The organism is Duganella sp. OV510 (assembly GCF_900100205.1).
GTDB lineage: Bacteria > Pseudomonadota > Gammaproteobacteria > Burkholderiales > Burkholderiaceae_D > Rugamonas.
On the sequence record NZ_FNEQ01000009.1, the window covers coordinates 154861 to 178442 of the forward strand.

The 23582-nt window shown below is 60.0% G+C and carries 27 protein-coding genes; 13 read left to right on the plus strand and 14 right to left on the minus strand.

Annotated elements, in window-relative coordinates; genetic code table 11:
* Window positions 1-70 precede the first annotated feature (70 nt).
* The 6 genes from BLS51_RS29805 to BLS51_RS22470 all read right to left on the minus strand — a co-directional run bounded on the left by BLS51_RS29805 (window position 71) and on the right by BLS51_RS22470 (window position 5165).
* A complete protein-coding gene (locus BLS51_RS29805) occupies window positions 71-232 on the minus strand; it encodes a hypothetical protein (protein ID WP_175472657.1) in 162 nt (53 codons plus the stop codon).
* A 195-nt stretch (window positions 233-427) separates the two neighbouring features.
* A complete protein-coding gene (locus BLS51_RS22450) occupies window positions 428-889 on the minus strand; it encodes a hypothetical protein (RefSeq protein ID WP_090189558.1) in 462 nt (153 codons plus the stop codon).
* 334 nt (window positions 890-1223) lie between these two features.
* Window positions 1224-3962, minus strand: a complete 2739-nt coding sequence (locus BLS51_RS22455) for a DUF5906 domain-containing protein (protein WP_090189556.1) — start codon at window positions 3960-3962, stop codon at window positions 1224-1226.
* Window positions 3963-4382 carry a hypothetical protein gene (locus BLS51_RS22460; protein ID WP_090189554.1) on the minus strand — a complete coding sequence of 140 codons (420 nt, stop codon included), beginning with the start codon at window positions 4380-4382 and terminating at the stop codon, window positions 3963-3965. It lies immediately after the preceding gene.
* Window positions 4382-4864, minus strand: a complete 483-nt coding sequence (locus BLS51_RS22465; RefSeq protein WP_090189552.1) for a YmfL family putative regulatory protein — start codon at window positions 4862-4864, stop codon at window positions 4382-4384. Before BLS51_RS22465 ends, BLS51_RS22460 begins: the two co-directional genes overlap by 1 nt.
* 58 nt (window positions 4865-4922) lie before the next feature.
* The gene (locus BLS51_RS22470) at window positions 4923-5165 is read right to left on the minus strand and encodes a transcriptional regulator (RefSeq protein WP_090189550.1); all 243 of its coding nucleotides are present in this window, start codon (window positions 5163-5165) and stop codon (window positions 4923-4925) included.
* Between the two features lie 103 nt (window positions 5166-5268).
* On the opposite strand from BLS51_RS22470, the gene BLS51_RS22475 reads away from it, so the two are divergent.
* A complete protein-coding gene (locus BLS51_RS22475; protein ID WP_090189547.1) occupies window positions 5269-5673 on the plus strand; it encodes a helix-turn-helix transcriptional regulator in 405 nt (134 codons plus the stop codon).
* A 1-nt stretch (window position 5674) separates the two neighbouring features.
* Here the strand turns inward: BLS51_RS22475 and BLS51_RS30660 are convergent, their stop codons facing one another.
* Window positions 5675-5926, minus strand: a complete 252-nt coding sequence (locus tag BLS51_RS30660; protein WP_090189545.1) for an Arc family DNA-binding protein — start codon at window positions 5924-5926, stop codon at window positions 5675-5677.
* 100 nt (window positions 5927-6026) lie between these two features.
* On the opposite strand from BLS51_RS30660, the gene BLS51_RS22485 reads away from it, so the two are divergent.
* The 10 genes from BLS51_RS22485 (at window position 6027) to BLS51_RS22535 (ending at window position 14168) form a co-directional block, all read left to right on the plus strand.
* Window positions 6027-6302 carry a hypothetical protein gene (locus tag BLS51_RS22485; RefSeq protein WP_090189543.1) on the plus strand — a complete coding sequence of 92 codons (276 nt, stop codon included), beginning with the start codon at window positions 6027-6029 and terminating at the stop codon, window positions 6300-6302.
* Window positions 6303-6634: 332 nt separating this feature from the next.
* Window positions 6635-7111 (plus strand): hypothetical protein, encoded by a 477-nt coding sequence (locus BLS51_RS22490; protein WP_139168768.1) that lies wholly within the window; start codon window positions 6635-6637, stop codon window positions 7109-7111.
* Window positions 7112-7127: 16 nt separating this feature from the next.
* Window positions 7128-9275 carry a ParB/RepB/Spo0J family partition protein gene (locus BLS51_RS22495; RefSeq protein WP_175472658.1) on the plus strand — a complete coding sequence of 716 codons (2148 nt, stop codon included), beginning with the start codon at window positions 7128-7130 and terminating at the stop codon, window positions 9273-9275.
* Between the two features lie 109 nt (window positions 9276-9384).
* Window positions 9385-10587, plus strand: coding sequence for a hypothetical protein (locus BLS51_RS29545; protein WP_139168769.1), 1203 nt, complete (start codon window positions 9385-9387; stop codon window positions 10585-10587).
* Window positions 10587-11165 (plus strand): phiTE_072 family protein, encoded by a 579-nt coding sequence (locus BLS51_RS22510; protein ID WP_090189533.1) that lies wholly within the window; start codon window positions 10587-10589, stop codon window positions 11163-11165. The genes BLS51_RS29545 and BLS51_RS22510 overlap by 1 nt, the downstream gene beginning before the upstream one ends.
* Window positions 11162-11386 (plus strand): DUF4224 domain-containing protein, encoded by a 225-nt coding sequence (locus BLS51_RS22515; RefSeq protein WP_090189531.1) that lies wholly within the window; start codon window positions 11162-11164, stop codon window positions 11384-11386. The genes BLS51_RS22510 and BLS51_RS22515 overlap by 4 nt, the downstream gene beginning before the upstream one ends.
* Complete coding sequence (locus BLS51_RS22520) at window positions 11352-12560, plus strand: site-specific integrase (protein WP_090189529.1); 1209 nt, start codon at window positions 11352-11354, stop codon at window positions 12558-12560. The genes BLS51_RS22515 and BLS51_RS22520 overlap by 35 nt, the downstream gene beginning before the upstream one ends.
* A 370-nt stretch (window positions 12561-12930) precedes the next feature.
* Window positions 12931-13215 (plus strand): hypothetical protein, encoded by a 285-nt coding sequence (locus BLS51_RS22525; RefSeq protein ID WP_090189527.1) that lies wholly within the window; start codon window positions 12931-12933, stop codon window positions 13213-13215.
* Window positions 13216-13280: 65 nt separating this feature from the next.
* The gene (locus tag BLS51_RS22530; RefSeq protein ID WP_090189525.1) at window positions 13281-13547 is read left to right on the plus strand and encodes a hypothetical protein; all 267 of its coding nucleotides are present in this window, start codon (window positions 13281-13283) and stop codon (window positions 13545-13547) included.
* Between the two features lie 171 nt (window positions 13548-13718).
* Window positions 13719-14168, plus strand: coding sequence for a hypothetical protein (locus BLS51_RS22535; protein ID WP_090189523.1), 450 nt, complete (start codon window positions 13719-13721; stop codon window positions 14166-14168).
* Window positions 14169-14460: 292 nt separating this feature from the next.
* Here the strand turns inward: BLS51_RS22535 and BLS51_RS22540 are convergent, their stop codons facing one another.
* The 6 genes from BLS51_RS22540 to BLS51_RS22565 form a co-directional block, all read right to left on the minus strand.
* On the minus strand, window positions 14461-14880 hold the full coding sequence (locus BLS51_RS22540) for a hypothetical protein (RefSeq protein WP_090189521.1): 420 nt from the start codon (window positions 14878-14880) through the stop codon (window positions 14461-14463).
* A gap of 140 nt (window positions 14881-15020) precedes the next feature.
* Window positions 15021-15368, minus strand: coding sequence for an energy transducer TonB (locus BLS51_RS22545; protein ID WP_090189519.1), 348 nt, complete (start codon window positions 15366-15368; stop codon window positions 15021-15023).
* Between the two features lie 67 nt (window positions 15369-15435).
* Window positions 15436-15765: an energy transducer TonB gene (locus BLS51_RS22550; RefSeq protein ID WP_090189518.1), complete on the minus strand. Its 330-nt coding sequence runs from the start codon at window positions 15763-15765 to the stop codon at window positions 15436-15438.
* 109 nt (window positions 15766-15874) lie between these two features.
* Window positions 15875-17632, minus strand: coding sequence for a methyl-accepting chemotaxis protein (locus BLS51_RS22555; RefSeq protein WP_229207715.1), 1758 nt, complete (start codon window positions 17630-17632; stop codon window positions 15875-15877).
* A 338-nt stretch (window positions 17633-17970) separates the two neighbouring features.
* Window positions 17971-18996, minus strand: coding sequence for a tRNA dihydrouridine(20/20a) synthase DusA (dusA, locus tag BLS51_RS22560; RefSeq protein ID WP_090189860.1), 1026 nt, complete (start codon window positions 18994-18996; stop codon window positions 17971-17973).
* Window positions 18997-19030: 34 nt separating this feature from the next.
* Complete coding sequence (locus BLS51_RS22565) at window positions 19031-19597, minus strand: helix-turn-helix domain-containing protein (RefSeq protein WP_090189857.1); 567 nt, start codon at window positions 19595-19597, stop codon at window positions 19031-19033.
* Between the two features lie 43 nt (window positions 19598-19640).
* On the opposite strand from BLS51_RS22565, the gene BLS51_RS22570 reads away from it, so the two are divergent.
* Both BLS51_RS22570 and BLS51_RS22575 read left to right on the plus strand, forming a co-directional pair.
* Window positions 19641-20093 carry a GNAT family N-acetyltransferase gene (locus BLS51_RS22570; RefSeq protein WP_090189514.1) on the plus strand — a complete coding sequence of 151 codons (453 nt, stop codon included), beginning with the start codon at window positions 19641-19643 and terminating at the stop codon, window positions 20091-20093.
* A 60-nt stretch (window positions 20094-20153) separates the two neighbouring features.
* Window positions 20154-21278 (plus strand): alpha-hydroxy acid oxidase, encoded by a 1125-nt coding sequence (locus tag BLS51_RS22575; RefSeq protein ID WP_090189512.1) that lies wholly within the window; start codon window positions 20154-20156, stop codon window positions 21276-21278.
* On the opposite strand, the gene BLS51_RS22580 is transcribed toward BLS51_RS22575, so the two are convergent.
* Entirely contained in the window at window positions 21279-23519 is a 2241-nt protein-coding gene (locus BLS51_RS22580) for a DUF3141 domain-containing protein (RefSeq protein ID WP_090189855.1), read from the minus strand. It lies immediately after the preceding gene.
* Between the last annotated feature and the right edge of the window lie 63 nt (window positions 23520-23582).

A 23582-nucleotide genomic window follows, 5' to 3' on the forward strand; every position in this document is an offset into this window, starting at 1 on the left:
TGTATCCCCCGCTATTCAGCGGATCGAGACAAGATCACCCACCTTTCGTCGTTGAGAATTCGAGCCGGGACTAACCCGTGATGTTCTTCACTTCCTTTACCACTTCGGTAGCGGCCGCAGCAACCGGCTTTACGACAGCGTGTGCGACGTTCACGGTCACGGCTACAGGCGCAACTGCGACGCGCACGACATCGGCTCCCAGGCCGACAACGGAATTCAGCAGACCAAACATGAATGACCTCCAGTAGACGCTGTGCGCCGGTAATTGAATTAGGATGCGCTTTACGTTATCGCCCAACGCCGCCATGCTTTGCAATGGCCGAAACAAAAAGCCCCACTGCGGCAACGCCGAGCGGGGCAAATAAAAAAGCCCCGCATGGTGCGAGGCTTTGGAATGGTATGGACGAGCGCCGTCCTGAACGGGATTCTACGCAAAGAAAACGCGCGTTGCAAGATTCTTTCGCAGCAGCGTCGTTAAGGCCACCTCCGCTTCGGGCAGCACGTCGGCGAACACCAGGGACGGGAAGCGCCAGACCGTAGCCAGACGGCAGCGCTGACGGATTGCCCAGTCGAGATGGCGTGGCAGGCTGACCACCATCGCTTCGACTGCCTCGGCAACGCGGTCGTCCATGTTCCCGTACAGCGCATCCGAGTCCGCCTCGTTCTCGCTTTCGATAATCGCGCAACGCCCCCGGAAGCCAAGACGCAAATCATCGCGGCGCTGCCACTCCGTCCACAGGTCCAGGCAGTAGTCCAGCGGCCCCACTTCCTGCTTGTCAGCCACCGGGATCACCCGCATGGCTGGCGCCGTCGCCACAGCCGCCGCACGTCGCTCTTCCACAAAGACCATACCGTCCACTTCGATTTTCGCCACCGCTGTCATCTGCATATCCCTATCGTTTTCCATTTGCCCTGAAACCCTGCCCGGTTTCTACCCTGAACCAACCCTGTAATCCTTCGATCAGACCCTTTACACGCCTTCCGTTGACCCTGTTACGCTGAAACCCGCATGAATACTTGCTTACACAGGGTTAACAGGGTTAACAGGGTATAACTACACACACATATAGATTTCTTCGATGCCTTCTAACCCATCAAACACACACGCGCACGCGGAAGCGCCCCTGCAAACCCTGTTAACCCTGTTAACACCGCATGAACACTGGCTTTGCGCGTAGCAGGGTATGTGCAAGCCCTGTTCATAACCTTGAAATTGTCCACACTCATATCGGGGCCTTGATGTCTGCCAGATCGCGGAAGCGTTCACACCGCTTGCTCAGGCTCTCCTTCGCGTCGTCACCCTCCTGATCCGGCACGTGCAGCACGGTTAAGAGCTTCTTCTTCGTGCCGATCGTGACCCACTGGCGGTCCTTCTTGAGGCGATTCCCCATCAGCTCGGCAAACTTGGTGAGGGACTGGCCGCGCAAGCCGAAGCGGGAGCAGTAGCGGTCGTAGACCAGGTACAGGTCATTCGACAGGCAGGAGCAGTACGGCGCATCCAGCTCGCCTGCAGCCCAAGCCAGATAGAACGCCTCCCAGTCTGGCCGGCCAAAGCTGATCACGCGCTCTTTGGCCGCAGTCATCGGCGGCCAGGTGTGCGGGTTGAAGTCGCCCAGCGGGTACTCCAGCAGGAATGCGTAGAACGCCTCGATCAGACCGTCCTCCAGCACGGCCTTGATCTTCTTAAGCAGCTCCGGGTCCAGCTCGGCGCGCACGTCGGCAACGCAGAAGCGGCGGTCGTGAGGCTCCAGCGGCACGGCCTGGAACTCGTTGGACAGCATGACCGTGTTCATGTGGTTGGCCTCGTCGCGGTCGTCCTTGAACTTCTGGCTGATCGGCTGCGTGCGGCCAGTGATCATGTGCTTAATCAGGCCAATGGAGCTGTACTTGTCTTGGCGCGACAGGATTTCCTCGAAGAGGACGAACAGCTTCTGCGAACGCCACACCGTGTAGGTGGAGTCCAGCTGGTTCTGGCCACCAGTCGCGCCATACTCGCCATAGATTGGCTTGACGATGCCTTCGAAGAACAGGCTTTTGCCGGTGCCCTGCTTCTCGCCGAAGAACAGCAGTGCCGTCTGCATCTTGGCGCCGGGATGCTGCAGCGGATAGGCCAGCCAGCGCAGCACCCACTGGAACAGCTCGTCGCGCCCCGGCTCCGATGCGCAAAGGCTGTACAGCAGCTCCAGGGCCAGCTGCGCTTTCTGCTCGTCCTTTTTCGGCTTGAGCGGGAAGCCTTCGAACATGTTGATGTGCGTTTTCAGGTCCACAGTCTGCGTCGGATCGAACACCAGGTTCTCCAGGTCGATCTCGCGCCGCATTGAATGCTCCAGCCAACGCTCAGCCAAGTTCGAGCCGCGCGACAGTGCCATAGCGTCGTATCCAATGATCTTGCGCCGGTCGTGATCCCACACCGTCTTCGTCCCGTACAGCAGCGTGTACCGCTCCAGCATCATCAGCAGGGAATCATCCCCCGCCCCCCCGCCAGTTGCTGCGACGCCGCGCACAGTGGCCGGGAGATTGCGAGGGCTGATCGAGCGGCGCTGTGGGCTGTTTTCCCATTGCTTCGCGCTTTCCTTGCCGACCATAGTGACGAACGCCTTGCTCTTCATGCGCAGCTTGTTCACCGAGTCCCACACATCGGTCGAACCTTGGATCAGCGCGCAATGCGACAACGCCCACTCCAGCGGAACGAGGCCAATTGCCTCGGGCTCGGCATTCTCTACGGAGGGGGCCGGGGGAGCGTCGGCCGCCGCGACGGCTGGCGCCAGAGGCGCGCATTCCACATGAGAGGGTGCGGGAGACGGCAGGTCAGCGGCAGGCCGATTCTCAATGGCCGCCATCACCTGGGCGCGCGCCACGTCGAGCGATTCCTGAACGTGCAGGTCGTTGAAGTCCGTCCACTTGTTCTCGCCGCGATCTGCGAACGCCGGCCATACCACACGGGCGTTCTCGACCTCACGGGCAGCAGCACGGGCGCTGGCGATGCCGGCGTTCTCAAACTTCCAAATGTGGAAGCGACGACCGGAGCGTACGTCTGCTTCGATGTAGTCCGTGCCAGTCGCGTCCTTACGCCAGGTTGCGCGCACGGTCACATCGTGGCCAGCCGGGTTCTGCAGGACGTGGTCCACGCCGTCGATGGTCGGCGCCACCACGTCGAACTCCTCCAGGACGTCGCGGGCGTAGCGCTGCACCAGTTGCCAGTCGTCGTCCGCGAAGAAGATCAGCTCAGCGTCGGGAAAATCGGCGCGGAGCTTGCGGGCGACCGGAAGCAGGTTCCCAGCGCTGAACGTGACCATTACGGGCAACGCACCGGCGCAGCCCATACGCACGGACTGGCCGCTCGCATAGCCTTCCGCCACGCCGATCTGGCGAACGTCTGCCGACACGGCACCAAGCAGGCAGCTTGCACCAACCATATCGGCGCCGGTGTTAAAGCGCTTCTCGCCATCAGGGGCAATCTTCTGCACGCAGGCCAGCTCTGCGCCGGATCGCGTGTAGTGCCGCGCAGGGACGAGCAGGCTGCCATCCTCATGCACGCGGGCATACTCGCCGACGATTTGCTTGCGCACCAGATAGGCGTGGTCAGCGACCAGCGTAGCGTCCTTGGCCTGCCGCCATTGCCGGCGTGCACGACCAGCAGCGAGGCCAGCGACGTGCTGGCGACGCTCCTCCTCTTGCTTCTGCTTCTCTTCCTGTCGGCGCTTTATCGCAGCCAGGTCAGCATCGCTCAGGCTGGCCCGCCCAATCTCGACTTTGACGGTGCCCGGATCGCGCCCCTGGAAGCGACCAAACGCCCCGGCAATAATAAACCGGCCGTCGTCCAGCTTGATTTCGGAGAGCTTGTACCAGGACTTCTTTCCCTTCCCAAATTTCTTGAACTTGGCATTGAGATCCAGTGGCGTCGGCGGCAGCGCGGGAAGGTGCGCCGCCATTTGCGCCAGTACGTCGTTGACAGTCGCCATTTACTCGCTTTCCGGGCGCACCGAAGACTTGTAGGGAACCTGTACGCCCCCCATCATCGACGGAATGTCACGGTAGTCCAAGGCACCAGCGCGGATCACCATTGGGCTGCGGCTGCGCAGTGGGCGGAAACCCTCACCGACGCGCGGGGCTGCTGGGATGCCCTCATACTCTGGTTCCGCGTCTTTCGGCCCTACGAACTTGTTGCCTGCCCTAGTGATCTCGATTCCCTTTGGAGTAATGACGGCAAGGCCAACCGCGCACAGGGAGCCGATCACTTCGTCCTCGAATTGGACGGCACCACGCTTCCACCCCGAGCGTGTGGCCAATGCTGCAGCCGAAAGAGGTGCGCGGGCAGCATAAAGTGTCACCACCGCGTTGTAAGCTGCTGTGCCGCGACGCGGCATATGGAACGCCGCCATTACGCCACCTCTCGCAATGGCTCGGCGCGAACAGTGTTGGCGCGCGGGCAGTACACGCTGAACATCACGGCCAGCAGGGTTTCGGTCTTGCGATGCAGTTGCGCACCCAGCGCTTCGAGCTTCTGGCGCTCGTTGGAGTCGATCTTGTTGTCTTCAATCGCGCCGATGAACGCGTTGAACAGCTTGCCCAGCTCAGCATAGTTCTCGTTAAACAGCAGCTGAATGGATTCGTTTTCAATCTCGCCTGCCTCTGGCAGCTTTACAAAGGTGCCGCCGCTCGCGACCGCGATCGCTTCCGCAAAGTCTGTGCCGCCCGTGAGCTGCTGCAGAGCCAGGGCATGATCCGTCGAGAGGGACTGCCCCTTGGTTTCATATGCCCGGTTGCGGAGAGAATTCTCCGTCATACCCAGGTGAGCTGCTGCCACGACCCATTTCCCAGGAATCGCGTTGATCAGGTTCAAGATAGCGCTGCGAACATCCATACAAACTCCTAAATATTATGGTTTTGCTACTGCTCTTTCGGCTCTACACTTCGAACCGTCAATGAGGGGATTGCACCTGCCCGGTGCCCCGCAGATATGCCCAGTCCACATCCGGTCGAAGTGCTTCACACCTGACCCTGCCCTGAACCAGCTTTTCGATCGTCGGGCAATACTCTGCTGGGACACGACGGCCGGGCAATTTCCACTGCCCGGCCGCCCCCTTCGTTACGCCCAAGTGCGTCGCCAGCGCTTGGAGCGAGCCCAAAACGGCGACGACTTCGTCTATTGGAGAGGAGTTCATTGTGTTGAGAGAAAGTATGCCAAGTCCGAAGTCTAGTTTTTCTATACCTTTAAGTCAAGTTTTTCTATCCCATAACGGTTTAGAAAACCTATACGATGACGGAATGGAAATTAAAGACGAAATCGCAACCTGGGTTCGCAGTGCGCGAAAACACGCCGGCCTTTCGGGCGAAGCGCTTGGCGCCAAGCTGGCCCTTGAACTCCGGACGACCCGAGGCAACACCAAGGGGAATATCTCGCACTGGGAGCTGAGCAAGCATCAACCTAGCCTGGCTCAAATGCTGGCCATCAGCAAAATTACAGGCTACCCCTTGCCTGCCTCAGTGGAACAAAATGTGGATGCGACTCGCGCGGCGAGCGCCGGCGACAAGGTGCGGCTTGCATCAGCACCAGGCTATGAGTTTTTCTTGAATCACATTAATACCGTACTAGCCGAACGCGAAGTTCCGCCGCACATTCAAAGCGCAGTGATGGCGCTGTTAGACACCTGCCCACCCAAGGCACGGTAAATTATTCAGGCCCCTCGTCGGGCCGTCCGATACGGATGGACACCATCCCCCGCTCATAGCGGTCCGTCAGCTCCCTGATCAAATCCCCGTCCGAATAGCTGCGCAGCGGCCGTTCCGCAGCATCCACGCTTTCATTCAAACGCCCAACGATCTCTGAATTCAGAGATCGGGCGTTCCTACGAGCAAATTTTTCGAGGAGAGCCTTCAAATCGGCTGGCATACGAAGGCCAAATGGGGCGATGTCTCTACTCATAGAGGCGCAGTGTAGAGAATTGACATAACCTGTGATAGCTACACGGTGAAGCCATACTACTATAATGGCGGACTCCGCAATTATCTCTTGGAAACTCTCAATGCAAAATGACAATACGATCCCCAGTCAAACCGCAGCTACTTTCACGCTTACCGCAATGCCGGGCGTTGAAATTGTGATCGCCAAGGAGAGCCTGACCGACTATTTAGAGGCGCGAGCAGCTCAACTGGCGGCGCTGAACCACTTGTTAATGTCAGGCGATTTTGAAGGCTGGGACGAGAACATCAAGTCGGACGCCAAATGGCTGGCCGCCTCGCTCGCAACGGAGGTATCGAAACTCGCAAGTGTTGTGACATTTCGAGAGAATTTAGAATAACTTTACATTAAAGTATAGTTTTTCTTTACTTCAAAGAATAGATTATCTATACTTCGCTCGTATCATTTCTTGATAGGAGCAAACATGGCTTCACCCGAATCCTTCCCTCTTGGTTTCAACGAGCAAGCACTCGCCGAAAGTCCTGTAGTCCGGATTCGCGCGAGCCGCCCTGACCCCTATGCTGGCCTGAAAGGTCACGCTTACATCAAAGCGCGCAACCTGGCGCAACCAGTGAAACGTGTGCAGACGTATGCACACGCTTCACTGACAGCATCTAGCGAGGTGTGCAAATGAATGCGCGCCCTCCATTTCTCACTGTCGCCGCAAATAACTTGAGCGAACACGCCGCAGCCCTGCTTGCCAGCATGACGACCTTGCAGGCAGCAGCAGCGAATGCAACTGAACTCTTGGTACAAGCCGGGTTTGCTGGAATGCGCGGCGACACTGCCGACGACCTTCGGACAGCACTGGCGGCCCACGGCCAGCTGGTACATGAGTTCAACGTCAAGGTACGCACCAGCGCCGGCACCACCACTTTCCAAGCGCACGCCTCGGATGCAGCAAGCGCCGTCGATGCCGCCGTCGAACGCATTGGCAACGCCCCGTGCGGCATCACCGTTACGCCGGCAGAGCCCGACCGCCAGGCACTTGCCGCAGCGCATCGCACCCTGCGCATCGCAAAACCCCTGGACGTTGCTTTGAACGATCCGAGCCTTGGCCGTGCGCTGCGCTCCTACGCGCGGAAGCACCCAGTTCGCCACAACGCCACCACCGATTTCAAATCCCTTGCGGCCAATGACCGCGACTAACCGAAAGACCCACGCCATGAACAAACTTATCGCCCTTCCACCGCCGGCTGTCCTCGCTCCCGCCGACCAGGTCATCGTTGTTGACGAGCTGGTCATGGAGGGCTATCGCGACGTTCCGCTCCACCTGGTGCGTATTTCGTACACGAACCGCACTCGCTTCAACCCCGAAGCACTGCAACAGCTCGCGGATAACATTGCCGAGGTCGGTATCCTCCAGCCGATCCTGATGCGCCCGGTCACCCCCACTGCCGAAGCCCCTCAGATCCTGGAAGTCGTTGCTGGCGAACGCCGCTTCCGCGCGGCCGTCATGGCCGGCCTGCATTGCGCACCGGCCAGCATCAAAATCCTGTCTGATAAACAAGCAGCCGAAATTCAGCTACTGGAGAACATCCAGCGCGAAAACCCCCACCCACTGGAGGAAGCAATCGGCTTCGAGCAGCTGATGCTGAATCATGGCTACACTGCTGACCAACTTGCAGCAAAAGTAAAGCGAAGCCGCTCCTACGTGTATGCGAGTCTGAAACTGTGCGCCCTGTCGCTTCGCGCCCGCGAATTGTTTTTAGATGACGTCCAGCGCTTCCCAGCATCGACCGCGCTGCTGATCGCGCGCATTCCAACACCGGGCCTGCAGGACAAGGCGCTGGGTGAAATCATGGCGCCACAGCACAACGGCGATCCGATGTCCGTTCGCCAGGCGGCGCAACACATCGCTGGTCGCTACACGCTCAACCTCGAAAGCGCGCCCTTCGACCCCAAAGACGCGAAGCTGCTGGCCGGCGCCGGCAATTGTGGGAAGTGCCCCAAGCGCACCGGAAACCAACCGGAAATTTATGCAGACACCAAGAGTGCAGACGTCTGCACCGACCCCGACTGCTATGCAGAGAAAAAAGCTGCGCACTACCAGCGTATCGTCGTCATCGCCAGCAAAAAGGGGATTCCAGTATTGGAGGGCGCCGAGGCCGTCGCTGCGGAACCGTACAGCTGGGGCCGCGACGAAGAGTTCGTGACCGAAGACCACCACCTGAGCGCATTTGATCGTGTGGCACCGGCAACCGGAATGGCTGGGACGATCAAGAAGCACATCGCAGCCGCAGATATGCCAGCCCCTGCGAAGTACCTCAGGTTCCACGATGGCAGCGTCAAGGCGCTCTACCGCAGTGAGGACGTCCAGGCAGCCCTGGAGAAGACAGGCGCATGCGAATCGGAAGAAGCACGCGCCGCCCGCGAAGATGCCGGCGCCGCCGACCCAACCGACGCCGGTAAACCCAACCGACAGCAAGAAGCCGCCGAAAAGCAGCGCCTGGAGCGCGCGGAACGTCAGCGCAAGGCGACCGCAATGACGGTAGAGCGCGTGGCGTTGTACCGCAAGATCCGTCTGAGTGCGAAGGATGGCCTGTCGCTGCACATGCTGCGCGAACTAGCCAAGTTGATGGTGCGCGACGACATGAACGAAATGTCCATCCCGGATGACTTGATCGGCGACTTGTATCCGTTCGACCGCGACGATGATTCCGTATGCGCCTTCATCGACCAGGCCGACGCAGCGACCGTACAACTCCTGGTGATGGACCTCGTCATGGGCGAGGGGCTGAGCGTCTCATCGCACTACATCGAGGAAGAAGAATCGGAACCGGATGCGCGATACCTCGCCATCAATTCCATCGCCGTCGCAGCGGACATCACGACGAACGAAGCCGACCTCGCCGCTACAGCGGCAGCTCTTGTGGTGCGCGGAATCGATGTCTGCGACCTTGAAACGGCCGACGACGTGCTCGAAGTCCTCGAACAGAATTTGGACCACTTGAATGCCGTATGCGCCCACGTCATCGCCGAGGCACCGCACCACCTGAGCAACGTCGAGCAGGCAGCCCACCACCTCGGCTATGAGTATGGAACGGCCGGATGGCACAAGAAGACCGAAGCGCAGGCGAACAGCGCGGACACGACCACGCCGGCAGAGCCCGATCACGCTGAATCGCCAGCTGCCGAACAGCAGCCACGCTCGAAGCTGTCGATCAAACCAAAGGCAGCAGCGACACAAGCCGAGCAAGCCGGGCCGGTCGTCAAGGTCAAGAAGAATCGCGCCGCCCAGGCACAAGCTGCAGCGCCTCTGGCGCCAGCTGCGGCTTGGCCCTTCCCTACCCCGAACCGCTCGCAACCATGAAAGAAGGCTTCGTCCTCGACCTGGTGATGTTCGCCATTCTCGCAGCCGGCAGCGCCTACGTGGTGCTGTTGGCCACCTCATAGGCACCAACGATCAAGAAAACCCAAACATGAACGCATTCAAAAACCACACCAATGTATCGACTAGCCCGGTGTCGGCCCAGCTGGTGATCCGCAATTTAATCTCCGAGCTGACTGCCAGTGATGAAGTTATTCGCACGCTGCACCGCTTCATGCCGGCGCACCAGTTGGTCCACGCCAAGCTCGAACTGCAGGGCCGTGGCGTCGTTGATCAGAACCTCCAACGCCTGAATGAGCGTGCAGCAGTCGTCGCCCTTGCTACATCCTTTCTGGCCGATCTCCCGACGATACCCGCCGCAAGCCTGAACCTGGTGAAACGCCTGCGCACCGTCGCCGGCCAGAGCATCGTTAAACCACCGGCACTGGATCTTGAGGCCGCCGACCACATCGAACGCCTGGAAGCGCGGCTTGCGCTCCAGCAGCAATCGCCTGAGCTGGTGCTGGCACTTCAAGACATCATCCGCAACGTGCGAGAAGAGCAATACGCCTGGAGAGTTGCAAATGACGCGCTCAAAAGCCTGCGCCTGCCAGATCGCGTCAAATTCGTGCAAGTCACGTCCCATCCTGAATTCATCCGCCCCGATCTCGGCGACCGACGTTTCTGGCCTGTTGACCTGCCCTCGCAAGAGCTCACCACCCACGCACCGAACGCCGACCAGGAACTAGTCTCCATTTTGGAAGGTGCGCTGGCCGATGACCTGGTGCAATACCACTCCCAGGAATGGCTGGCTCGCGCGCGCGCCGCCATTGTGAAGCATCGCAGCCCTGATACAGCAGGCGCAGGCCATCAGAGTGAAATCGAACGACTGCGCCGCGAGCAGACCGCCGACGTTATGCGGTTGATCGGCCCCCTATTGGATGCATTCGACGGAACGCAGAAGAAAGACCTTGCCGACGTTGCGCCAGGCTTGGCGAGTCAGCTGGTTGCCATTAACCAGGCAATGGAAGGCCGCAGACCAAGTGCTGTGGGCGCACACGAACAAGTGGCGGGCGGCAAGGCATGGCGAGACGGCGCGCTAATGGCGCTGTCAGTTCTGGTGTCGGTACACGATCAACCGACTATGGCCGCTTCCGTGGTGAACGAACTTAGTCTGTGTGAGGCGGACTGCTCCGAACTGGACGAGTTCGACAAAACCAATTTGAGGAAGATTCAAAAGGCCGGGCGAGGCATGAAACTTCGCGGACTGGACATCAACGCCGCCACGCAGGAAGCGCAGAAAGGCGGCGCGTGATGCAGATTGAACGCAGCCAAGTAACGAAGCTCGTCATCACCGGCGCGCTTCGCCTCGACCCGATCACAGTCTTTCTGGAGGATATCGGACCGCGCCAGGGGAAGATCGTGATCGAATGCTATGGCAAGTCATGGAGCGGGTATTGGGGCGGTATGGGCAACCGCACGATTGCCGAGTTCTTCAGGTCTTGCTCTGTTCAATATATTGCGCAAAAAATCAGCGACACGCCCGCCGAGGTAACCGACGCGGAATCCATCGCAGATGGCGCGCGCCGCCAGATCATCAAGCTCCGCCGTGGCGAGATCATGCGCAGTTTTGCGCCGGCCGGGCGCGCGGGCCGCTTTGGGCGCGACGACATCACCGCCGAGCGGGCGAGCGAACTGTGGGAAGACGTCGATACGGCGACCTTCGGCAACGACGGCTGGGGCGAGTCCAAACTTATGCAGGAGATTTTCGGCGACGAATGGTGGTATTGCCTTCCAACCAAGCCGAACCCCGACTATCAATATCTGCGCCGCGTCATTGAAGCAGTACAGGCCGCGCTGCAGCAGGAAGCCCAGGAAAGGACCGAACCATGAACTACCTTACTGCCAGCGAACTCGCCGAGCTGGTCGAATGCAAGCCGAACCAGCGCAGCAAGATGGTCACCTGGTTGACCTCGAACCGGTGGAAGTTTGAAATCGGCTCCACCGGCCTGCCGCGTGTAGCGCGCGCATATCATGACCGGAAATTGGGAATCATAGAAACGAAAGTACACTTTAAACATGCCGAAGAACCAAACCTCCAAGCCTTCGCGTAGGGAGTTCCTAGCCGGCGCCGAGCGTATCCAGAAGTACGTCGGCAAGCGCAAGGTCTCCTTCTATTATCAGCACGTCGATAAGACGACCGAGACCTTGGCGACTGCGCCGGCGGGCGACCGCAAAGCAATCGCCGAAGCCGAGAGGATCGCCCGCCGCAAGGCTCTGGATATTCAACAAGGCCAGGTTGTAGCCGGATCGATGGCAGCCATTATTGAGCGGTTCCAGGACGAGATTGATCCGACCCACTACCGCGACCAGTCTAAGGATGGCAAGGCCGTGCGAACGTCGGCCTATCGCAATCTGACCGCCTTCTTCGGAAAGATGGCGCCAGCGTCGCTCAAAACCCTTCACGGCTACCAGTTCCTGGACGCCCGCGCCAAGTCCGGCGCACCGGCAAAAGCCAACAAGGAAATGTCGCAGATGTCCACGATCTGCCACTACGCGGTGCGATGGGGAATTCTGGAGTCAAATCCCTTTACCGATATGATGCAGAACAAGACCGAGAAGGACGTCCGCGCAATCAGCCGCAGCCAGGTCGTCAGGTTCTACCTTTGGGCGCGCCGGCAGGAGTCGGCGGGCACGCAGGTCATGGGCTGCGCAGCTATGTTCACCTACCTCACTGGCTATCGTGCCGCCGAGGTACGCCCGTTCCACACGTCGGGACTACTGAAAGAAGGTGTGCGCGTCGAGAGCGCGAAGCGCAAGAAGGGCGAGGCCGAAGTGATCAAGATCCGCGAGTGGTCCGCGAAGCTGCGCACTGTCGTTGCGCGGGCAAAAGATGCGCACCAGGTCACTCGCCTATACCTGTTCGCCAACAGCTCCGGCAAACCATACACTCGCAGCGGATGGGGCTCGCAGTGGACTGACGCACAGTACGAATGGATCGCATCGTTCGACAAGGAAGTTGCAGCGCACCTGGCAGCCAAGAAGGACTGGGAAGAGCGTTATCGCGCAGCACGCAAAAGCGGCCAAGAGGTCGAGCCGTTTGCGGGGTATCGCGTCACCGAACACCCCTCGTACTTTTCCCTGATGGATGTTCGACCAGCCGCCATCACCGCCAAGCTGGATAAGCGCTCCGCCGATGCCTACGATTTCGCCGCGCACGCAAACCCAGCGACTACGCACCACCACTACGACCGACGCAAGGTGAAGAAGGCTACGGCCACGGAGTGATATAATCTTTCCGACCGATGCCCGCAAACCCGCATGAAATGGTGCGAAAAATAACGGTAACGTCGGAAAGTTTTTTGGCTAGAAATGTTTTAAATCAAAGGGTTAGGCAGATTTAACAACCGGATTGTGATTCCTGTTGTCGTGGGTTCGAGCCCCATCAGCCACCCCAAGAATTAAGTGAAAAGCCCAGTCTTCGGACTGGGCTTTTTGCGTTTTACGCCCCTGCTTTTGACGCACCTCCAATCAGCCCCGCACGACGGCAGTACGCTACCTCGATCAACACGGGGAGATCACCATGGCACACAGGAGCTTGCTTGACACTGAATCGGACCGGCCGGATGATGGTCGCTCTTCCGCAAGGGATGCCATCATGAACGAGCTCATCACAGCGATTGAGGTCATCAAATCCAACTACGCTACCCGGGAAGACTTGGCCATCATCAATGCCAATTACGCGACGAAGGAAGAACTGGCCATCCTTAGCGGCAAGGTCGATGTCCTCGCCAGCAACCTTCTGGCGTTTCAGACACATGCCATGCAGACCTTCGCCACCAAGGCCGAACTTGCCGACGCCGTGTATCAGCTTACCTGGCGCATGGCCGGCTTCACCATCGCCAGCATCAGCGCCACTGCTGCGCTGATGCGCTACCTGTAGATCACTGCGAGACAGATAGAATGAACTCTGCACATCCAGATGGTTATCGTCCACCGGCTACAACCATGCACGAGCTGATAACAACGGTTGAGGTCATCAAATCCAATTACGCCACGAAGGAAGAACTGGCCGTTCTTAGCGGTAAGATCGACGTCCTCGCCAGCAATCAACAGGCGCTGCAAGCCAGCCTGCTGGCGTTTCAGGCGTATGCCATGCAGACCTTTGCCACCAAAGCCGAGCTTGCCGATGCGGTGTACCAGCTTACCTGGCGCATGGCGGGCTTCACTATCGCCAGCGTCAGCGCCACTGCTGCACTGATGCGCTATCTGTAGGACGCTGAACGCCCAACTAGAACACTGCTTTCCTTACGATTGCGTAACAATGCAACATTTTGATCATAGATATTGCCCGCTGGAACTGGATTAAAGTTACAATGAACTGTCGTTTGCATTCCCATGCAAACCCGCTCCATCTCTGCTTATCCCCTGAACCCGCATAAGTCTATGTCTCAAGAAAAATCCGTCGTTGAAGTCAGCACCTATAGCAAAGACACGCCTATCGGCCGCCCGGATACCGATGGCCGCGCCGCCGTCTTTATCCCTTCCGAGACCTTTGACTCCGCCAGTAATGCAGCCATCCGCATGGGTTCCGGTATTGTCGGCTTCGGCAACCCGGACGGCACGCTGACCGTCTACTTCGAAGGCAACCGCTTCGATGAAACCAGTTTGCACAAGTGGGAAAACAAGGCCCGCAAAGCCTACGACCGCATGGTCATGGGCGCGCCGACGGTTTCCAAAGCCAAATTGAATGCTTCCATGCTGGAACAGGTAGGCATCATTGATGGCATGGGCATCCATCTGAAGCAGCCGGAGCGCCTGCAGCACTGGCTGGAACGCTCCAATGCAGTGGATACCGCGCCCGCCAGCCCGATCACGCTGTGGAAAACCAAGTAAAAGTTGGCGAAAAGATAGAGATAAGCACTTGTCCTACAGAACGTCGGACATTTGGCTGATGCCGGAAACGCAGGCCCTGGACTATTCTGAAGCCATACCTAGTCCCCCTTTCCAGGAGCCCGTCATGGCACGTTATCTACATATTGCATTTGCTACCTTGCTGATCACGCTGGCTGGCGCGTCCACCTATGAACTATGCTCGGAGAACGTGCTGAGCAAGGCTTCGATCTACACGCTGCGCTAAGCCCCCAGCACCAAGAAAAAGCCCGCTATGCAAGCGGGCTTTTTTACATCAACGGTGGCGATAACCGCCACGGCCGCCCCAGCGGCTGCCGCAACACCAGCGGTTGAACGAGAAGCCCAGGCTGAGCGCGACCGGCGGGTAGTAATACGACGGCGTCGGCGCATAGTACACGGGTGCTGACTGGTAATAGACCGGCGCAGGCTGGTAATACACCGGCGAGCTGACATAGGTGGTGGTCGACGTTGTATAGGCCGGCTCGGTGGTGTACACCACGCGCGACTGCGGCTGCTGTGGCACCTCCTCGGTCCAAGTGCCGGAGCGCATCTGTGAGCCAGCCGGCATCACTTCCACCGTATGCCACTGATAAGGGTCCTGCACGCGCGGGGCGGCAGAATAGTAGGCCGGGCGCTGCGTCGCGCAACCGGTCAACGCCGCCAGCGCGGCAATGGCGATAACGATAGTTTTCATGGCGGTTCTCCTCATTCCAGATCGTACTATATAAGGAAGTGGCGTGCCGTTCGCCTGCCATTACAGTTTCTTACACTCGCAATACAAGCGAAAAAAAAAGGAACCACGAAGGTTCCTTTTTTTGCTCAGCACGCGGCAGATCAGTCCAGTTTCCAGGCGTAATCTACTTTGGTCCAGGTTTCGGCCGGCGCACCGTCCTTGGTGCCCGGCTTGAACTTGCAGGCGCTCAGCGCCTTGATGGCCGCCTTGTCCAGATTCTTGAAGCCGCTGCTTTTATCGACTTTCGAATCCGCTACGCTGCCGTCCGCCTTGACCAGGAAGGACATCGATACCGTACCCTGCTCTTCATTCATCAGGGAGGCTTTCGGATATTCGGCTTTGCAGGTCTTTGCATCAAATGCTGCTGGCACTTCGGCGGCAAACGCTGCCGGGGCGCTCGACACGAGCACTGCTGCAATAACACTCAACCAACGCTTATTTTTAGACATCTGATTTCCCCAAGTGGTATGAATCACGCGTGCAGGCCACGCCCATGCATGGCCCGTTTGAGACGTATTACAGCTTCCAGCTATAGTCGACCTTGGTCCAGGTCTGCGCCACGGCGCCGTCTTTGGTGCCTGGCTTGAATTTGCATGCGCTCAGCGCTTTCAGGGCAGCTTTGTCCAGGCCCTTGAAGCCGCTCGACTTTTCTACCTTCGATTCCACCACGCTGCCGTCGGCGGAGACCAGGAAGGCCATGGTGACGTCGCCTTGCTCTTCGTTCATCAGCGAGGCTTTTGGATATTCGGCCTTGCAGTTTTTATCGTTCAGCGAAGCTGGCACGTCAGCAGCGAAAGCCGAGGTAGCGGCGGACAGGATGATGGCGGCGATTACAGATTTTTTCATGATGCGATTTCCCAACAATTTGTTTTTAAACACTGGTTAAACGAACTCCACAGCGGGCCATGGGTCCACAAGGGTGAACGGCAGACTGCGGCAAAATAATTAAAACTGCTTAAAACTCTTCCCACTCATCGCTGCCGGCGGTGCTGCCTGCCGAGGCGACTTTTTTCGGTTTGGCTGCCGGTGCTGGCGCTGGCGTGGCTTTCGCTGCCAGTTTCTTCACAGGAGCACGGGTTGCAGTGATCGGCTTGATCACGGCTTCCCTGGCGGCTGGCGCTGGCGCTGCTGCAACCGTGCGCTCTTCACCTTCCACCAGCTTGAAGATGCTGACCACGCGAGCCAACTCGCCGGCCTGATCTTGCAAGCTTTGTGCTGCGGCGGCGGCTTCTTCCACCAACGCGGCATTCTGTTGGGTCATGCTGTCCATCTCGATGATGGACTGGTTGACCTGGGCAATACCAGCGCTCTGTTCCTGGCTGGCATTGGCAATTTCACTCATGATGTCGGTCACGCGACGCACCGAGGTCACCACCTCGTCCATCGTCACGCCAGCCTGGCCAACCAGCTTGGTGCCGGCGCCGACTTTTTCGACCGAGTCATCGATCAGCATCTTGATTTCTTTGGCGGCGCCAGCCGAACGCTGGGCCAGGTTACGCACTTCCGATGCCACCACCGCGAAGCCGCGGCCTTGTTCGCCGGCACGGGCTGCTTCAACAGCGGCGTTCAGCGCCAGGATGTTGGTCTGGAAGGCGATGCCATCGATGACGCCGATGATGTCCACAATTTTCTTGGCCGATGCGTCGATCGAGCTCATGGTGTCCACCACTTGCGACACCACCTGGCCACCCTTGACGGCCACATCCGATGCGGCCGAGGCCAGCTGGTTGGCTTCACGGGCGTTGTCGGCATTCTGCTTAACGGTCGAGGTCAGCTCATCCATGGCCGAAGCGGTTTTCTCCAGCGACGACGCTTGCATTTCGGTACGCGACGACAGGTCGACGTTGCCGGCGGCGATTTCACGCGAGGCGGTGCCGATGGTTTCGGTGCCGGTGCGCACCTGGCTGACGATGTCGCGCAGGCTGTTACGCATTTCGCGCATTTCGAAGACCAGGCTGTTCTTGTCGGCGCCGGTGGTGTTGATCGAAATCGACAGGTCGCCGCCAGCGATGGCGCCGGCGATCGACGAGGTGTAATCCGGCTCGCCGCCCAGCTGCTTCTGCAGGCTGCGGGTGATGACCACTGCGGCGGCGACCGAAATCGCCACAGCCAGCAGGCCCATGATGATCATGAAGGTGCGTGCGCTGGAGAAGCCACTGGCGGCGTCCACCTGCATCTGCGCATTCATCTTGTCTTCCAGCGCGCCCAACTGGTCCAGCGCGGTCATCCATTTTTTCTGTGCAGGGCGGATTTCCTTGACCAGCACGCGGGTCGCTTCTTCCGCTTTGCTCGACAGCCACAGTTCCGAAGCCTTGGCGATGGCTGGCATCGCGGTGGCTTCAGCTTCCTTGACGGTGTTCAGCAGCGCTTTCTCTTCCGGCGTGGCTTCGATGGCGAATTGCGCGCTCAGCTTGGTCTGGTATTCGGTGTATTTGCCGGACAGTTCCTTGATGCGGTTCATGTCCGATTCCATGTCGGCCGGATCGGCGATCATGGTCAGCACGCGCAGCGAGTTGACGCGCTCGGCAACGTTGTTACGCATGTCCAGCACCAGGCGCGAGACGACGTTGTTAACGCTGATCACGTGATCGAGGCGGTTCTGGATTTGCGCCATGCGCAGGATGCCGACAGCGGTCACTGCCACCAGGAATACCAGCACCAGAGCGAATCCGAGGCCCAGACGGGTACCGACCTTCATTTTTGCTAAATTCATTTCGTCTTCTTCTTTAGGACACTGTTAATAGAAGTTGCCTTGGAACGCATCGACTTGTGGGGATGCCATCCAAACAAAACCCTTGCTGCTAAGTAATAAGCTATGACAGTAGCAAACAATGACTGCGAATGCAAAAGAAGCGGCTCCACCAGCAGCTTGCATGTAGCTTTTTTGCCCCGCAATACAACACGAAAGTCGGTGGATATGTGTGTATATTCAGGAATTATAGATGTAAATTTTGCCTCAAAGCAAGCAATTACTGCCCGGAAAATACGCAAACGAACTTTCTGTGTGGAAATGCCACCACAACCAATGAAAGTTTGTCAATATACGTATTTCTACGCAGCAATACGCAGGCGTGCTGCGGCTTCAAGGAGCAGATGGGCGTCGCCGGTGGCGAGCTTTTTGGAGTCCGACAAAGTCTGGCGGAAGGCGCGTGCGCCGGGCAGGCCAGTCATGATGCCAAGCATGTGGCGGGTGATGGAATTGAGCTTCAGACCGAGCGGGCCGTACAGGGCAAGTTGCGCCTGGATATAGGGAATCATGGCTTCCAGCACCTGTTCACGGGTCTTCGGCGCGCTGTTGTCGCCGTAGTAGCGCTGGTCAAAGTTGGCCATGACGAAGGGATTGTGGTATGCCTCGCGGCCCAGCATGACCCCGTCCAGGTGCTGCAGGTGTTCATCGATCTCGGCTTCGGTCTTGATGCCGCCGTTGATGATGATTTCGAAGTCAGGGAAATCGCGCTTCAGCTGGTAGGCATAGTCATACTTCAGCGGCGGGATTTCACGGTTTTCCTTCGGCGACAGGCCTTTCAGGATCGCATTGCGGGCATGAACGATGAATGTCGTGCAGCCGGCATCGGCCACCTTGCCGACGAAGTCGCGGACGAAATCGTAGCTCTGCACATCATCGATGCCGATGCGGTGCTTGACGGTGACATCGATCGACACGGCGTCGCGCATGGCTTTGACGCAGTCGGCCACCAGTTGCGGCTCGGCCATCAGGCAGGCGCCGAAAGCGCCCTTCTGCACCCGCTCCGACGGGCAACCGCAGTTGAGGTTGATCTCGTCGTAGCCCCACTTCTCGCCCAGTTTGGCGCTGGTGGCCAGGTCGGCCGGATCGCTGCCGCCCAGTTGCAGGGCGACCGGATGCTCTTCCTCGTTGAAGCGCAAATGGCGCTCGACATCGCCGTAGACCAGCGCGCCGGTGGTCACCATCTCGGTGTACAGCCAGGTATGCTTGCTGATGTGGCGGTGGAACACGCGGCAATGGCGATCCGTCCAGTCCATCATCGGCGCAACGGACAGGCGGCGGCTCGGCACTACAGGTGCTTGGTCGGCGGTCGGCTGGTGGAGGATGGTCATGGTGGCCACTACGGGAAACGGAAAAGGGTCGACATTATAGCGCAAAAGGCAGCGTCACCAGGCTGACCAGGTAGCGGGCCGGCTGCTTGCCCTTGTTTTCGTAAGTGATATTCGGACCTTCGCGGAACGCCAGGCAATCGCCCGGCTTGAGTCGCCAGCGCTGCTCGCCGGCGCTGACGTCGATCTCACCTTCCAGCATCCATAGCTGCTGGTAGATCTCGGCGTCGTTGTGCGTCTGTTCGTAGGCGACGCGGCGGCCGGGCGGAAACTCTACTTCCACCAGTTGCAGCGGCGAGCGCACCGCCGGCGAAAGTTGGCGCCGCGTGTAGCCCGAAGCGGGATCGGTCCACACCGGCTGCGTCTCGCGCGGACTGAGCGGCGACGGCGCCGCGCTGTCCGCTTCAAACAGCGACGCCAGCGTCACGCCCAGAGCGCCAGCCAGCTTGTCCAGCACGGTGGCGGTGGCGCTGCTCTCACCGCGCTCGATCAAGGAAATATTCGAACGACTGACGCCACTGCGTTCAGCCAGCGCCGCCAGTGACAGGCCGCGTGCGTTGCGCAGGGCCAGCACGCGACGTGCAATGAGTTGATTGATGTCCATGAAATCCATTATACTGGATTCAAATCCAACAAACTAACATATCATGACCATCGCCTTTGAAACGCCGGACCAGCCAGATGTGCACGCGCTCATCGCCGAACTGGACGACTACCTGTACGCCCTCTATCCAGCCGAGTCGGTCTACGCGCTGGATATCCGTTCGCTGCTGCAACCGAATATCCGCTTTGCCGTGGCGCGCGATGTCGCCGGCGCTGCCATCGGCTGCGCCGCTGTGGTGCTAACGCCGGAATACGGCGAGCTGAAGCGCATGTATGTGCGCCCCGCCGCGCGCGGCACCGGTGCCGCCGCCCGCCTGATGCAATCGCTGGAGCAAGCCGCCGCCAGCGCTGGCTGCCCGGAAATGGTGCTGGAGGCCGGCCCGGCGCAACCCGAGGCGCTGGCCTTCTACACGCGCAGCGGCTTCCAGCGTTGCGGCCCTTACGGCGACTATCCAGACGATCCACACAGCGTGTTCATGCGCAAGCCGCTCGCTTAGCGATGGAAAAACAGGGCTGCCGGATATACTCCGAATTCCGCAGCCTTCCATCGACCGAAAATGTCCGCTCCGACCATCTCGCTGCCACTCGGCACCATTCCCGCCGACATCCGCAATGCCCAGGATTACGCCGCCCTGGCGCCGCACTTCATGCAGCCATCGCACTACGCTTACATCAGTGGCGGCAGCGGTTACGGGCAGAGCGTGGCTGCCAACGTGAGGGCGTTCGAGCAATGGGCCATCTACCCGCGCCTGCTGCGCGATGTCAGCCATGGCCACACGCGCATCACGCTGGCCGGCGAGCAGCACGCCCATCCGCTATTCCTGGCGCCGGTCGCGTTCCACAAGCTGGCGCACGCCGACGGCGAGATCGACACCGCGCGCGCCGCCGACGCCACCGGCACCTGCATGATCGCCAGCACCCAATCGTCCGTCGTGCTGGAAGAGACGGTCGCGCAGAAAAGCTGGTTCCAGCTCTACCTGCTGCCGCGCCGCGAAGACACGCTGCACTTGCTGCGCCGCGCCGAAGCGGCCGGCTACCGCGCCATCGTGCTGACCGTTGACGCGCCGATCCAGGTGGCCAATCGGCGCGCATTGGCGGCGCAATTCCAGATGCCGGCCGACTGCATCAACGTCAACCTGCGCGACTACGACACCACGCCGCGCTTTGCCGGCAACGGTCCCGGCGAAAGCCGCTTCTTCCAGGGCGCGATGCGCGCAGCCCCAAGCTGGGACGATATCCGCTGGGTGATGAGCGAGACGAGTTTGCCGGTGTGGGTGAAAGGCGTGCTGCATCCGGATGACGCGGTAGCGCTGCGCGACGCGGGCGTGGCCGGCATCGTGGTCTCCAACCACGGCGGCCGCAGCCTGGACGGCGCACCAGCAGGACTCGACGTGCTGCCGGCGGTGCGCGCGGCGGTCGGCAAGGACTTCCCGGTGATGTATGACGGCGGCATTCTGTCCGGCAGCGACGCCTTCAAGGCGCTGGCCCTGGGCGCCGACGCGGTGGCCATCGGCCGCCTGCAACTGTACGCGTTGAGCGTGGCTGGCGCGCTGGGCGTGGCGCACATGCTCAAGCTGTTGCGCGAGGAACTGGAGATCTGCATGGCGATGGCGGGCTGCGCCACCACCGCCGACATCAACAGCGGCGCGCTGCTACGACAGGCGCGCCGCTCTGACGCCTGATCAGGCGCCCTTCTTCTTGCGCACCACCGCCAGCTTCGGCGCTTGCGGCCCGAAGATGGCGGCCACGCGATCCAGGCGCACGGCCGCCTCGCCGGTCAGCGTGCCGGTGGCGCCCGCCACCTGGCGCACGATGCCCAGCGCAGCGGCGCGGCTTTCCGGATCTTCCGGCAGCAGCAGCGGCAAGTCGTTCACCGCCGCTTCTTCATCGACCTGCAACATCAGATACTGCTCACGCAGGATCGTCTTCAGCAGCGTAACGCTCATCTCCTTGTCATCCGATGTGCGCAGCCGCAGCTGGCGCATGGCCGCGAACGCGCGTTCGTCCGCAGCGCTCATCTCCGGACTACGGAAGATGTACAGCAAGCCGCGGATGATGGCCTCGGTCACGCCGCCCTCCTTGGTGCGCAGTGCCGCCGCCGCACGGTTGGCGGTGGTGGCGGCTTCGCGTGCGATGTCGCGGCCGATGCGGCGCGGCTTGCCGCCGTCGGTACTCAGGCCCACCAGCGCCTGCAACACCGGCGAACCGTACACACCGAGGAAGATGTTCTCGGTGGCCTGGTCGCGCGCATCCCGGTAGCGGTCCAGCGCATCGACGATCTGCTTCGACCATGCCTCCTGCATCTGCAGGAAGATATTGTCCTTGGCCACCGGCTTGCGTTCCGCACGCACTTTCTCGGCCAGCGCCGGGATCTGGTTCAGCAGCGGATTCTTGCTGGAAAACGCGGTATAGCGCATGCGCAGCGGATGGGACTCGCGCAGGCGCTCGGCGGTGGCATCGGTCATCAGCGATTTGACCAGCGGGCTGGCAAAGGTCTGGTACAGGCCCTTGTTGATTTCCGATACGCGCGCCACGGTGGCGAAGCGGCGCTCATCGGCCACATCGTTGCCGCCCAGTGCGCGCAATGCGTCCAGGTTGCGGCGCTCGAAACGCATCACGTAATCGCCTGCCGCCAGGTCGCCGGAAGCGATTTCGGCTTGCAGCATCTCCTCATCCTTGTCGAGGAATACCGCCTCGTACAGGCCGGGCGGCATGATGTCGATCATGTCCATCGCGGCGGTGAATTCCTCGTGCTCCTTGTTGGCCACCGAGGCCGAGACAAAGATGCCCAGGTGGCCGATACTCTGGTGCATGGAATAGATGATGGTCTGGCCGCCAGCCACCAGCGCCGCGTCGTCCTCGTACAGGTCGAGCACCCAGCCCAGCGCCTGCTGCGGCGGCGTAATGTCGTCGCCCCACGAGCAGAACACCACGATCGGCGACTTCACATTGCGCAGGTCGATGCGGTGGCCCTGGCTGTCCAGCAGCGCGGCGTCGCTGAGGCGGTTGCCGACGAATAGCGAATCGGTGATGTACTGGATTTCCTCGGCGTTCAGCAGCACCGGATTGCCCCACCATTTTTCAAAGTCGAGGAAGCGCTGCGCCTCGGTATCGATCTTCGAATAAACGTTGTAGTTCTTGCTCCAGAAGGTGTTGGATGGATTCATCTTTTCGAAGTTGGCCACCAGCGCGGCGCCATCGAAGACGCCGTTACCCAGGTCGCCGGCCAGCGCCGTCATCCAGGTGCCCCCGAGGATGCCGCCCAGGTAGCGCAGCGGATTCTTGCCGCGCACGCCAGCCCAGTACGACAGCGGCGCACCGGCCAGCACCAGCGGGCCGACCAGGTCGGGATTCAGCGCGCTGGTCATCATGATCTGCCAGCCGGCCTGGCAATTGCCGATCAGCGCCGGCTTGCCGTCCGCCTGCGGATGCAGCTCGGCCACCCTGGCGATGAATTTGGCTTCCGCCTTGCACACGTCCTCGATGGTCTGGCCGGGCACAGGATGCGGCGTAAAGCCGACAAAATAGCAGGGATGGCCGGCCTTCAGCACGACGCCGATCTCACTATCATGTTTCATGCCACCGATGCCGGGACCGTGGCCGGCACGCGGGTCGAACACAATAAACGGGCGCTTGGTCGGATCGGGCGCGATGCCGTCCGGCTGCAGGATGTGCAGCAAGCCGTAGTTGACCGGACGGTCGAGGTGACGACCATCCATCACCACTTCAAATTCGAAACTCAGGACGTGGGGAGCAGTCTGTTCGGCGCGGTGATTGCTCTCGTCGCCACGGTCGCGTAGCACGTCCATGAACAGGACGCTGCGCTGGACAGCATCGACCCAGTACTCGGTCGCCTGCTGGGCCAGGTTAAAGGGATTGCCGGGCCAGGTATTGAGCCAGGAATTGCGCTGGTCGTCACTCAAGGTCATCCTCCATGCGGTTTTGCTGCCATGCACCAAAGTAACCCAGCAAGAGGGAAAACGCAA

What these genes read in the sequence shown, in the direction of transcription:
- BLS51_RS22545 (WP_090189519.1), bottom strand. Translation starts at nt 15,368, where the DNA reads ATGTCTAAAAATAAGCGTTGGTTGAGTGTTATTGCAGCAGTGCTCGTG.
- BLS51_RS29805 (WP_175472657.1), bottom strand. Translation starts at nt 232, where the DNA reads ATGTTTGGTCTGCTGAATTCCGTTGTCGGCCTGGGAGCCGATGTCGTG.
- dusA (WP_090189860.1), bottom strand. Translation starts at nt 18,996, where the DNA reads ATGACCATCCTCCACCAGCCGACCGCCGACCAAGCACCTGTAGTGCCG.
- BLS51_RS22565 (WP_090189857.1), bottom strand. Translation starts at nt 19,597, where the DNA reads ATGGACATCAATCAACTCATTGCACGTCGCGTGCTGGCCCTGCGCAAC.
- BLS51_RS22520 (WP_090189529.1), top strand. Translation starts at nt 11,352, where the DNA reads ATGCCGAAGAACCAAACCTCCAAGCCTTCGCGTAGGGAGTTCCTAGCC.
- BLS51_RS22575 (WP_090189512.1), top strand. Translation starts at nt 20,154, where the DNA reads ATGTCCGCTCCGACCATCTCGCTGCCACTCGGCACCATTCCCGCCGAC.
- BLS51_RS22555 (WP_229207715.1), bottom strand. Translation starts at nt 17,632, where the DNA reads ATGAATTTAGCAAAAATGAAGGTCGGTACCCGTCTGGGCCTCGGATTC.
- BLS51_RS22535 (WP_090189523.1), top strand. Translation starts at nt 13,719, where the DNA reads ATGTCTCAAGAAAAATCCGTCGTTGAAGTCAGCACCTATAGCAAAGAC.
- BLS51_RS29545 (WP_139168769.1), top strand. Translation starts at nt 9,385, where the DNA reads ATGAACGCATTCAAAAACCACACCAATGTATCGACTAGCCCGGTGTCG.
- BLS51_RS22495 (WP_175472658.1), top strand. Translation starts at nt 7,128, where the DNA reads ATGAACAAACTTATCGCCCTTCCACCGCCGGCTGTCCTCGCTCCCGCC.
- BLS51_RS22540 (WP_090189521.1), bottom strand. Translation starts at nt 14,880, where the DNA reads ATGAAAACTATCGTTATCGCCATTGCCGCGCTGGCGGCGTTGACCGGT.
- BLS51_RS22475 (WP_090189547.1), top strand. Translation starts at nt 5,269, where the DNA reads ATGGAAATTAAAGACGAAATCGCAACCTGGGTTCGCAGTGCGCGAAAA.
- BLS51_RS22465 (WP_090189552.1), bottom strand. Translation starts at nt 4,864, where the DNA reads ATGGATGTTCGCAGCGCTATCTTGAACCTGATCAACGCGATTCCTGGG.
- BLS51_RS22525 (WP_090189527.1), top strand. Translation starts at nt 12,931, where the DNA reads ATGAACGAGCTCATCACAGCGATTGAGGTCATCAAATCCAACTACGCT.
- BLS51_RS22530 (WP_090189525.1), top strand. Translation starts at nt 13,281, where the DNA reads ATGCACGAGCTGATAACAACGGTTGAGGTCATCAAATCCAATTACGCC.
- BLS51_RS22470 (WP_090189550.1), bottom strand. Translation starts at nt 5,165, where the DNA reads ATGAACTCCTCTCCAATAGACGAAGTCGTCGCCGTTTTGGGCTCGCTC.
- BLS51_RS22455 (WP_090189556.1), bottom strand. Translation starts at nt 3,962, where the DNA reads ATGGCGACTGTCAACGACGTACTGGCGCAAATGGCGGCGCACCTTCCC.
- BLS51_RS22550 (WP_090189518.1), bottom strand. Translation starts at nt 15,765, where the DNA reads ATGAAAAAATCTGTAATCGCCGCCATCATCCTGTCCGCCGCTACCTCG.
- BLS51_RS22450 (WP_090189558.1), bottom strand. Translation starts at nt 889, where the DNA reads ATGCAGATGACAGCGGTGGCGAAAATCGAAGTGGACGGTATGGTCTTT.
- BLS51_RS22510 (WP_090189533.1), top strand. Translation starts at nt 10,587, where the DNA reads ATGCAGATTGAACGCAGCCAAGTAACGAAGCTCGTCATCACCGGCGCG.
- BLS51_RS30660 (WP_090189545.1), bottom strand. Translation starts at nt 5,926, where the DNA reads ATGAGTAGAGACATCGCCCCATTTGGCCTTCGTATGCCAGCCGATTTG.
- BLS51_RS22570 (WP_090189514.1), top strand. Translation starts at nt 19,641, where the DNA reads ATGACCATCGCCTTTGAAACGCCGGACCAGCCAGATGTGCACGCGCTC.
- BLS51_RS22515 (WP_090189531.1), top strand. Translation starts at nt 11,162, where the DNA reads ATGAACTACCTTACTGCCAGCGAACTCGCCGAGCTGGTCGAATGCAAG.
- BLS51_RS22460 (WP_090189554.1), bottom strand. Translation starts at nt 4,382, where the DNA reads ATGGCGGCGTTCCATATGCCGCGTCGCGGCACAGCAGCTTACAACGCG.
- BLS51_RS22485 (WP_090189543.1), top strand. Translation starts at nt 6,027, where the DNA reads ATGCAAAATGACAATACGATCCCCAGTCAAACCGCAGCTACTTTCACG.